This is a genomic window from Amycolatopsis sp. NPDC003731 (assembly GCF_053586895.1).
Genome location: NZ_JBSFNC010000233.1, coordinates 1 through 10,034, shown reverse-complemented (window position 1 = coordinate 10,034; position 10,034 = coordinate 1). Strand labels below are relative to the sequence as shown.

General features: G+C 72.4%; 9 protein-coding genes. 5 read left to right on the top strand and 4 right to left on the bottom strand.

Going from position 1 to position 10,034, the window contains the following annotated elements; translation table 11 throughout:
- Positions 1-59: 59 nt before the first annotated feature.
- Positions 60-1,244, bottom strand: coding sequence for a hypothetical protein (locus ACWDN5_RS44685; RefSeq protein ID WP_310969836.1), 1,185 nt, complete (start codon positions 1,242-1,244; stop codon positions 60-62).
- 23 nt (positions 1,245-1,267) lie between these two features.
- Here ACWDN5_RS44685 and ACWDN5_RS44680 point away from each other — a divergent pair, with 23 nt between their 5' ends.
- A complete protein-coding gene (locus ACWDN5_RS44680) occupies positions 1,268-2,299 on the top strand; it encodes a hypothetical protein (RefSeq protein WP_449680536.1) in 1,032 nt (343 codons plus the stop codon).
- Between the two features lie 147 nt (positions 2,300-2,446).
- On the opposite strand, the gene ACWDN5_RS44675 is transcribed toward ACWDN5_RS44680, so the two are convergent.
- On the bottom strand, positions 2,447-2,788 hold the full coding sequence (locus ACWDN5_RS44675) for a hypothetical protein (protein ID WP_449680535.1): 342 nt from the start codon (positions 2,786-2,788) through the stop codon (positions 2,447-2,449).
- A gap of 77 nt (positions 2,789-2,865) precedes the next feature.
- The gene (locus ACWDN5_RS44670; RefSeq protein ID WP_449680534.1) at positions 2,866-4,524 is read right to left on the bottom strand and encodes an ArnT family glycosyltransferase; all 1,659 of its coding nucleotides are present in this window, start codon (positions 4,522-4,524) and stop codon (positions 2,866-2,868) included.
- A 223-nt stretch (positions 4,525-4,747) separates the two neighbouring features.
- Here ACWDN5_RS44670 and ACWDN5_RS44665 point away from each other — a divergent pair, with 223 nt between their 5' ends.
- Complete coding sequence (locus ACWDN5_RS44665; protein ID WP_449680533.1) at positions 4,748-6,142, top strand: endo-1,4-beta-xylanase; 1,395 nt, start codon at positions 4,748-4,750, stop codon at positions 6,140-6,142.
- Between the two features lie 57 nt (positions 6,143-6,199).
- On the opposite strand, the gene ACWDN5_RS44660 is transcribed toward ACWDN5_RS44665, so the two are convergent.
- Positions 6,200-7,396 (bottom strand): PucR family transcriptional regulator, encoded by a 1,197-nt coding sequence (locus ACWDN5_RS44660; protein ID WP_449680532.1) that lies wholly within the window; start codon positions 7,394-7,396, stop codon positions 6,200-6,202.
- A 152-nt stretch (positions 7,397-7,548) separates the two neighbouring features.
- Here ACWDN5_RS44660 and ACWDN5_RS44655 point away from each other — a divergent pair, with 152 nt between their 5' ends.
- The 3 genes from ACWDN5_RS44655 to ACWDN5_RS44645 form a co-directional block, all read left to right on the top strand.
- Entirely contained in the window at positions 7,549-7,806 is a 258-nt protein-coding gene (locus ACWDN5_RS44655; RefSeq protein WP_449680531.1) for a phosphopantetheine-binding protein, read from the top strand.
- Complete coding sequence (locus ACWDN5_RS44650; protein ID WP_449680530.1) at positions 7,803-9,035, top strand: beta-ketoacyl-[acyl-carrier-protein] synthase family protein; 1,233 nt, start codon at positions 7,803-7,805, stop codon at positions 9,033-9,035. The genes ACWDN5_RS44655 and ACWDN5_RS44650 overlap by 4 nt, the downstream gene beginning before the upstream one ends.
- Before the next feature lie 13 nt (positions 9,036-9,048).
- On the top strand, positions 9,049-10,034 hold a 986-nt coding region (locus ACWDN5_RS44645; RefSeq protein WP_449680529.1), incomplete at its 3' end, for a 3-oxoacyl-ACP synthase III family protein.

Sequence of the window (10,034 nt, the reverse complement as noted above, 5' to 3'; positions counted from 1 at the left end):
GACTCATTCGGGACGTCCGAGGTCCCGAATGAGTCATTCGCGGCGTTCCGGCGCGCGGATCAGGCGGGCTCGGCGTCGGCCATCAGGGCGCGCAGCCGGGCGCCGTGGTCGGGGACCTGGCCGAGCAGCAGCCGGCCCGCCTCCTCGCCCCACAGCTTGCCGACCAGGTCCCGGTACTCCGACAGCCGTGGCAGCTTGCTGTCCAGCCGGAACAGGATGGCCAGCGGGCGCCGCTGCCACCAGCGGCGGATCCAGTCCACCGGCTGCGTCACCAGCAGGGCGCCGTAGCTCGTCGGCAGCGCCGGGCCGGCCGCGGCCTTCACGGCCTTCTCCGTCAGGTTCAGCATCTCGGTCAGCGACACGGTTTCGCGGTCGGGACCGCTCGCTTCGGCCAGCAGGGCCTGGTACTTGGCCAGCAGCTTCCGGCGCTCCCGGATCGTGTCGGCGGTGCGCAAATCCGCCTTGAATTCGCCGAAATAGCGCCGATAGCGGCGGAATTCGTCGCGCACGCGCAGTAGCTGCTCCGGGACGTCGCCGAGCGAGGCCGCGCGCGAGAGCACCAGCGCGCTGATCGGCGGGATCGGGATGGTCGACATCGCCGCCCACTCGGCGACGACGTCGCCGCCGTTGAGCGGCTCGTCGAGCGATTCGCTGACCTTGTCGTACAGCCGGCGCGGCAGCGAGCGGTAGGTCTTCTGCAGCGTGCCCGCCACGAACGGCACCCGGTCGAAGTCCGGGAAGTAGTCCAGGCCGTGCGCGGCGGCCATGATGAGGTAGCCGTTCCCGCGGTACAGCCGCTCCTTGACCGAGCCGTCGCGGCTGCTGGCGTACCCGCCGAGCGCGTCGACCTGGGCGAGGAGGTTGTTCAGCCCGGTCGTGTAGTCCAAGCCGGTCAGCGCGCCGGACGCGTCGACGGTGTGCTCGTGGCCGACGGCGTCGAGGGTGATGCGTTTCGCGAGCTCGTCCGGCAGCCGCAGCATGACGCGCCGCAGCTCGTCGGGGGACAGCGCGGGCCGGAACGTGCGGTAGAGCCCTTCCTCGCCGAGCCGCCGGCCCAGGACGTTGACGTGGTCGTCCGCCGCGCCCAGCGCTTCCAGGCGGTCGAGGAGCACCGCCGCTTCACAGAGCGCGCAGAGGTCGAGGAACAGCGGCAGGGTCAGGGTTTCCGGACGGCTCAGGACGCTGCTGGCGTTGGCGACCAGGGTCTGGGTCACCAGCGCCACGTTTTCCCCGGTTTCGGCCACGCCGGCCATTCTATGCTGGGGCGGTGACGTTCCTGCTCGAACTCGGCGCGGCGTCCGTCGAGGCGACCGAGGTCACCGGCACCGACCTGCTGCCGGTGCGCGAACTGGTGGAGCGCGGCGAAATCGTGCTCCTGCGCGAGGAGATCCCGCGCGAGCGCACCCTCGACCAGTGGCCACGGGACGTCGTGGAGTCGATCGGGGAGTGCGCGGCGGTGCCGCTGTCGAGCCTGACCGGAGCGGGCGGCCCGCGCTACCCGCTCGTGGTGGGCCGGCGCGAGAGCATCCGTTTCCTCTGCTCGTACGTCGAGAGCGTGCCGGTGCCCTGCGAGGCCCAGCCGGTGGTGACGGACTACCGCGAGTTCCGGCACCTGTGGGTGACCGAAGCGCAGCCGCTCGAACCGGACGGCTTCGCGATCGGCACCACGCTCGCCAAGATGCACTCCCGCAACGTCCTGCACGGCGACGCCCACCGCGGGAACTGGCTGTTCGCCCGCGACGGCACGGCGCTGGTGCACGACCCGCGGCCGGTGTTCCTGCACTGCCGGCCGAGTGCGGAGCAGTGCGCGACGGACATCCGCCCGCTGCTCCCGGCGCTGGAACCGGACGGGTGGCAGAGCTTCCGCCTCGGCTACCGGCGGGAGTGGCCGGAGGAGGGGCGCGTCATCGACCTGATCCAGCTGAGCGACCGCACCGGCTGGGCGGCCGCGTTCCGCACGAGGGAGTTCGCGGCGGCGGCCGAGCTCATGGCCCGCCAGCTCGAAACCGAGGACACGCCGATCGTGCGGGTGATGCTGCTGGCGAACCGGGCGATGGCGCTGAGCCGCACCGACCGCCACGACGAGGCCCTGGAGGACTGTATCGCGGCCTTGCAGCTGGCGAGACAGCGTTGCCCGCACGTGGCCAACGGCCTGGGGCTCGCGTTGGCGGTGGTGTGGTCGGGCTTGGGGCAGCGGGCGAAAGCGGTGGAGGCGCTGCGTCCGGTGACCGACCGCCCCGAGCAGTTCCTCGCCCGGCTGGCGCGCCCGGACGCTCAGCTGCCGATCATGAACATGTGAGCGGGCCGGGCCGGAGGACAGCCCGGCCCCGGACCTGCTCGGCGCGCAGCCGGTCGAGTCCCTTGCGGGCGCCGATCTCGTGGCGTACCTGATCGCCCGCGGCCCTGCCACGGTGTCCGAAGTGGAGGGGCGTAGCGCGCTCGCGCCCTAGCGGATGACCGTCCAGTAAAGGACATCGGGAACGATGATCAGCAGGGCCACCGCGAGCCAATAGCGGGCCACCCCGAGGTCCGGGGCCCGGAAGGCGAACAAGGCGTTCAAACCGAACACCACCAGCCCGGCGAACAGGACCAGGACCAGGCCGATCACGATCTTGATCCCCGCTTCACCGGAATCGGCCACGACCTCGGCCAAGCCGAGCTCACCCGCGAGGATCTGCAACCCGAACAGTCCCAGCGCGACCGGGTAGGCGCAGGGGATGGCCAGCAGCAGGTTGAGCGGAACGCCGATCAGCCAGACCTGGTCGGGGCGGAGCTCTCTTCGGGGCACCCGATCATCATGCCCGAGACGTCAGCGGGCGGTCCACGCCCTTCGCCGTCGGCCGGTCCGGCCGGTCGCCGGGCGGCTCACGGACGGCGGTGGATCGTGATCGAGTGCCCGACGTCGTCGAGCGGGGTGCTCGTGCGGAGCAGGAACCCCAGGCGGTCGTCCGCCTTGGCGATGGCCGAATCCGAGACCACCAGCAGGCCGTGCACCGCGTCCGGGGGCACGGCCAGGGGGTCGGCGGCGTCGATGCCGTAGGACGACGGCACGCCGCTGCCCTTGTAGACCAGCCACACCCGTTCACCCGGGTGACGCTGCTTCAGGCGCTCGGCCAGCCGGCCCAGGTCCTGGCCCCAGTCGACGTTCGAGTCGTGCAGCTGCCGGTGGGTCTGCGCCGGGCCGCCGAAGGCCTCGTTCGAGTACGGCAGGTAGTACGGGAACGTCCGCAGCGAGCTGATCGCGGTGAACGCGACCAGGGCGGCCACGGCGGCCGGCGCCCACCGGCGGCGGACGGTGACCACCCCGGCCGCCGCGACGGCCAGGAACATCGGCACGAAGAGCGCGTACCGGACGCCGAGGTCGCGGCTGCCCGTCATCGCCGCGGCCAGCAGCACGGCCGCCGGAACCAGGACGTACGGTGCCGCCGGACGCAGGCGGGTGACCGCCACCATCGCGACGGCGCCGGTCAGCCAGAGGGCCAGCGCGCCCAGCGGGGTCTTCACCAGCAGCGCGGCCGGGAGGTAGTACCACAGCGCACCGACGTGCACGCTGCCGAACAGGAACGTCGTCCACACCTGGTCTTCGAAGCCGAACTGGACGCGCATGCCGTCGAGGTACGGCCGCGGCAGCGGCAGCAGGTCGACGAGCGACCGCAGGCCTTCGACCGCGGGCAGGCCCGGCGGCGGTGTCCAGCGCAGCTGCGGATCGACGACCAGGTACGAAACCCACACGACGGCGACCGTGATCAGCCCGACGCCGGAAGCCGCCGCCACGCCGGCGCCGAGGCGCCTGGCTGTCCTTTGTGGACCATAGGCGTACCAGGCCGACAGCGCGGCCAGGATCAGCACCACCGGAACCGCGGCCAGGGCACTCATCTTCGTGGCCACCGCCGCGCCCAAGGCCAGCCCCGCCAACGGAAGACAGCGCCAGGGACGTTTCCGGGCGCGCCACAGCAGCCAGGCCGACGTCACCAGGAAACCGGCCACCGGGACGTCGAGGGTCGCCAGAGACCCGTGCGCGATCAGGTCGGGGGAAAGCGCATACAGCGCCAGCGCCACGACACCGCCGGCCGGGCCGGCCAGATCGCGGGCGAACAGGAACACGACCAGCCCGAACAGCAGCGTCAGCACGATGACCGGCAACCGGGCCAGCAGCAGCAACCGGCCCGCGTCGTGGCCCGGCTCGTACAGCACGTACCGGCCGAGCTGGGTCTGGTCGCCGGCGAAACCGGCGTCGACGTGCACGTCCGCGAAGGCGAGCCCGGTCGCGATGACGAGCTTGCCCAGCGGCGGGTGCTCGGGGTTGTACCGGAGGCTGTCGTGGTCCAGGGAGAAGACCGCCGCGCCGACGTAGACCGGCTCGTCGATGGTCGGGGTCTGCTCGACGGCCGTGGTGACCATCGCGATCGCCATCTCGGCCAGCAGCGCGAACACCGCGAGCGGGAGCAGCCACCGCCACCGGCGGCCGGGAGGACGCGCGCCGGCCCGCGGCGGCACGTCCTCCCGGATCGCTGCGATGATCACCCCCTACAAGACGTCCGGCGGCGACGGTGGTTGTGCGCCGGGACCAGGACCCGGCGACAGGGTTTCGCCAGCTCGAAACCGGCTTCGGGGGTGTTCGAAACTTTCGGCGTTCCGGCCAGGACGGGATGCGTGGCGTCGAAAGTCGATCGAAACTTTTTGCGTGGCCCTTCGGCGGCGTGCTCTGCTGCTGGCAACGGGGGAACTTCACCGAAGGAGACCACGGATGGCGGAAAGTTCGTCGGACCTGCGCCGCAGGCGCTGGTGGCGGTCGACGACCACTCGAGTGCTGGCGGGAGTGGCGAGCGTCGCCGCGACCGCAACCGTTCTGGTGACCGCGCCCGGCGCGGACGCCGCGGCCAGCACGCTGGGCGCCGCGGCCGCGCAGTCCGGCCGGTACTTCGGCACGGCGATCGCCGGCAGCCGGCTCGGCAATTCGGCCTACACCACCATCGCGGCCCGCGAGTTCAACATGGTGACGGCCGAGAACGAGATGAAGCCGGACGCGACCGAGCCGAACCAGAACCAGTTCAACTTCTCGGCGGGCGACCAGATCTACAACTGGGCGGTCAGCCACGGCTCGAAGGTCCGCGGCCACACCCTCGCCTGGCACGCGCAGCAACCGGGCTGGATGCAGAACATGGGCGGCAGCAACCTCCGCAACGCGATGATCAACCACATCCAGAAGGTGATGGCCCACTACCAGGGCAAACTCGCCTACTGGGACGTCGTCAACGAGGCGTTCAACGAGGACGGCAGCCGCCGGTCGTCGAACCTGCAGAGCACCGGCAACGACTGGATCGAGGTCGCCTTCCGGACCGCGCGCGCGGCCGACCCGTCGACCAAGCTCTGCTACAACGACTACAACATCGACAACTGGAGCTACGGCAAGACCCAGGGCGTCTACCGGATGGTGCAGGACTTCAAGTCCCGCGGCGTCCCGATCGACTGCGTCGGCCTGCAGGCCCACTTCACCGGCGGCAGCTCGGTACCGGGCAACTTCCAGCAGACGATCTCCAGCTTCGCGGCGCTCGGCGTCGACGTCGCGCTCACCGAGGTCGACGTCACGAACTCGAACACCGGGCAGTACTCGGCGCTGACCCAGGCGTGCATGAACGTCGCGCGCTGCGTCGGCATCACCGTGTGGGGCGTCCGGGACAGCGATTCGTGGCGGTCCAACGAAAGCCCGCTGCTGTTCGACGGCAACGGCAACAAGAAGGCGGCCTACACCTCGGTGCTGAACGCCCTCAACGCCGCCGGTCCCGGCCCGACCACGACCCCGACGACACCCACGACCACCCCGACGGACACCACGACGACGACCCCGACCACCACGACCACGACACCGGGCGGGGGCAACTGCACCGCCACGCTTTCGGCGGGGCAGCGGTGGGGTGACCGGTACAACCTCAACGTCTCGGTCAGCGGCTCCTCCTCGTGGACGGTCACGATGAACGTGCCCAGCCCCGCGCGGATCAGCGCCACCTGGAACATCAACGCCACGTGGCCGAGCAGCCAGGTGCTCGTCGCGAAGCCGAACGGCAACGGCGACAACTGGGGCGTCACCATCATGGCGAACGGCAACTGGAACTGGCCGAGCGTCAGCTGCAGCACCTCCTGACCGACCCGGGCCCCAGGCCTCGTGAGTGGTAAGGCGGGTTCTGACCCGCCTTACCCCTCACGACCGGGCCGCGGGGGCCATCAGGGCGAGGCGGCAGCACAGCTGGTGGCGGTCGTCCTCCAGGGAAGCGCCGGTGAGCTGCTCGATCTTGCGCAGCCGGTTGAGCACCGTGTTCCGGTGGCAGTACAGCAGTTCGCCGGCGCGGCTGGGGGAGCGGTCCGCCCGGAACCACGCTTCCAGCGTCTGCAGGAGGACCCGGCGCTCCGCGTCCTCGAGGTCCAGGACGCGGCCGAGTGTCTTCGCCGCCAGCCGGTGGGCCAGCCGCGGGCTGGCGGCCACCAGCGCCTCGGGCAACCGGTCGTCGAGCACGGCCAGGCCCGGCACCTCCGGCGGCTGGGTGTCCAGCGCGATTTCCGCCAGCCGGTAGGCGATCCCGATCTCGGCGAGGCCGTCGACCTCGCCGGACAGGCCCGCGCGGTGGTGCAGGTGGGGTGTCAGCAGCCCGGCCAGCCGACCGGCGGTGCTCCCGCCCAGCTCGGCCAGCCACACCACCCGGTCCCGGTAGGGCGCCACGACCACGCGGACCCCCAGCGCCGCCAGCTCGGGGACCGGCGCCACGTCCTCGGCCGCCAGGTCGCCGACGACCAGAACTACGACGTACCGGCCGTGTCCGGGCAGGCCCAGCTCGGCCTCGGCGTCCGCGGCGACGGCGGGATCGGCGCCGCGGCCTTCGACGAGCACCCGGACCAGCCCCTCCCGGCGCCGGTTCGCCCGCGTCCGCAGCTGGCTCTCCCGCGACCGGTACCCCTCGACCATCGCCGTCGAGACGCGGTCGGTCGCCTGCCACAGCACCATCACGCTGTCGACGAACTCGGTCAGCTCGGCCGGTGACCGGCGGCGGGCCACGGCCAGCAGCATCTCCCACAGCAGCTCGGTACCCAACCGGAACAGGTGCAGCACCGCCTCCAGGGGCACGCCCTGTTCGGCGCGGCGGCGGCCGGTGGCCAACGGGGCCGCGATCCAGTCGGCCCGCGTTTCGAACCCCTCGGTCATCAGGACCAGCGCGCTGCGGGCGTTGTCCATGAACGACTGCCGCATGTCCGCGGGCGCCACCCAGTCGCCGCGCGCGTAGAACGTCTTCTCCTCGACCGCACCCCGCTCGGTCAGCCGGTCGGCGAACGACGGCAGCTCGGTGAGGACGGCGGCGGCCACCTCGCGGATGACCCTCCTGGACGCGTGCGGATGCCCCGGCATCCGCCGACCATAGCGCCGCGGCTGGGCCGGTGCCGCGAACCGCTTGTGCACGGCGCACAGCCGGGCCGGATCCGGGGCCGGCCGTCAGCTGTCGGTCAGCGGCCGTTGCCAGCCTCTCGCCGTAGCCCCGAATCCACCGTGAGAGGTAAGCGATGAGCCCTTCCGACGACATCGAGCGCACCCTGGCCCAGCTGATCGCGAAGGTGTCCGGCACCGACCCGGTGGCGCTGTCCGCCGAACGCCCGCTGACCGGCCTGTCGCTGCGCGACGAGCTGGACATCGACTCGCTGGCCATGGTCGAGCTGACCGACGAGATCGAACTCGGCTACGGCCTGATCATCCCCGAGGAGAACCTCCCTGCGTTGCAGACCTTCGGCGACGTCGCCGCCTACCTGCGCGCGGCGGCGTGACCAGCCCGGACGTCGAGGTCGTGGTCACCGGCGTCGGCGCGACCACCCCGCTGGGCGGGGACGTGCCCGCCACCTGGCGCGGCCTGCTCGACGGCCGCACCGGAACGTCCACTCTGGACACCGCATGGGCGCGGGACTTCCCGGTGCGCATCGCCGCGCGGCTGGCCGCCGAACCCGACGGGGACCTGGCGTACGCCGAGCTCAAGCGGATGGACCGGGCCGAACAGCTGGCCGTGGTCGCGGCCCGGCAGGCGTGCCGGGACGCGGAGCTGGCCGGCGACACGGTGGACCCCCTGCGCTGCGGCGTCGTGATCGGCACCGGCATCGGTGGCGCGACGACGCTGGTCGCCCAGCACGACGCCCTGCGGGACCGGGGGCTGCGCGCGGTGTCACCGCAGCTGATCCCGATGGTCATGCCCAACGGCCCGGCCGCGCTGGTCGGGCTCGCGCTGAAGGCGCGGGCCGGGGTGCACGCCCCGATGTCGGCCTGCGCGTCCGGGGCCGAGGCGATCGCGTGGGCGTGGCGGATGATCGTGGCGGGGGAGGCCGACGTGGTGGTGGCGGGCGGCACGGACGCCTGCATCACGCCGGCGATCATGGCGGGGTTCACCCGGGCGCGTTCGATGAGCACCCGCAACGCCAGCCCTGGGACCGCGTCCCGCCCGTTCGACGCCGGCCGGGACGGCTTCGTGCTGGGGGAGGGCGCCGGCATCGTCGTGCTGGAGCGCGCGGACTTCGCCGCGGCGCGCGGCGCGAAGGCGTACGGCCGGCTCGCGGGTGCGGGCATGAGCAACGACGCCCACCACATCACCGCGCCGGACCCGGACGGCGCCGGGCAGTGCGCCGCCATGACCACCGCGCTGCGCCGGGCGGGCCTCGCGGCCGGGGACGTCGGCCACGTGAACGCGCACGCGACGTCGACGCCGCTGGGCGACCTGACCGAGAGCGTCACGATCCGGCGGGTCCTCGGCGACGGCCCGGTGGTCACCGCGCCGAAGGGCGCGCTGGGGCACCTGCTCGGCGGCTCCGGCGCGGTGGAGGCGATCGCGACCGTGCTGTCGGTCCGGGACGGCCTGGTCCCGCCGACGGCCAACCTCGAGACGCCCGACGACCGGATCGGCCTCGACGTCGTGGCCGGCGCGCCCCGCCGCGTCACGCTCACCGCGGCGATCAGCAACTCGTTCGGCTTCGGCGGCCACAACGTGACATTGGCGTTCACCGGTGTCTAGAAAGGACAGTGCCATGCACGTGGCGATCGGCGGCGTCGCCGCCCAGCTGCCCCCGGCTCTGGTCGGCGACCGCGAGATCGAGGAGCGCATCGCCCGCGAGAGCAACGGTTTCACGCCCCGGCCGGGCGCGATCGGCAAGCTCAGCGGGATCAGGACCCGGCACCGGGCCGCACCGGGTGAGCTCGCCTCCGACCTCGCCGTGGCGGCGGCCGCGAAACTGCTGTCCGGCGCCGGGCTCGGGGCGGACGAGGTGGATCTGCTCGTGTTCGCGTCCGCCTCCCAGGACCTCGTCGAACCGGCCACCGCGCACGTCGTGGCGGCCAAGCTCGGGGCGTCCTGCCCGGTGTTCGACGTCAAGAACGCCTGCAACAGCTTTCTCAACGGGATGCAGGTCGCGGAGGCGCTGATCCGGAGCGGGCAGTACCGCCGGATCCTGGTCTGCACCGGCGAGACCGGCTCGCGGGTGGTCCGGTGGCCGGTCGCGGACCGCGCGCAGTTCGTCGACTCCCTCGCCGGCTACACCCTGTCCGACGCCGGGGCCGCGATGCTGCTGGAGGCTTCGCCGGTGCCCGGCATCTTCCACCGCGAGTTCTCGGCGGACTCGTCGGCCTGGCACGTCGCCTCGATCCCGGGGCACGGCGGCGCGAACTCCCGCGACCTCGTCACCGACGGGTACCTGCGCGGCGACGGCCGCACCTTGATGGAGTCCGTCGTGCGGGGGATCCGGCCGCAGCTGGACGCGGCACTGGCCCGCACCGGCCTGAGCCGGGACGACTTCGCGCTCTTCTGCGTCCACCAGGTCGGCGTGCCGCACCTGCGGGTGTTCCTCGAGTGCAGCGGGGTGCCGGAGGACAAGCTCGTCGTGACGATCACCGACCACGGCAACGTCGCTTCGTGGAGCCAGCCCGCTGAAGTTCCCGCCGATCAGGACCCGGTGACGAGGGGGGTGCCAACGGGGCCGGCGGGCCGCGGCTCGGCAGGGGGGAGACGAGCCGCGGT

Excerpts from the sequence above, each read along its gene's own strand:
- ACWDN5_RS44655 (WP_449680531.1), top strand. The coding sequence starts at position 7,549 with ATGAGCCCTTCCGACGACATCGAGCGCACCCTGGCCCAGCTGATCGCG.
- ACWDN5_RS44665 (WP_449680533.1), top strand. The coding sequence starts at position 4,748 with ATGGCGGAAAGTTCGTCGGACCTGCGCCGCAGGCGCTGGTGGCGGTCG.
- ACWDN5_RS44660 (WP_449680532.1), bottom strand. The coding sequence starts at position 7,396 with ATGCCGGGGCATCCGCACGCGTCCAGGAGGGTCATCCGCGAGGTGGCC.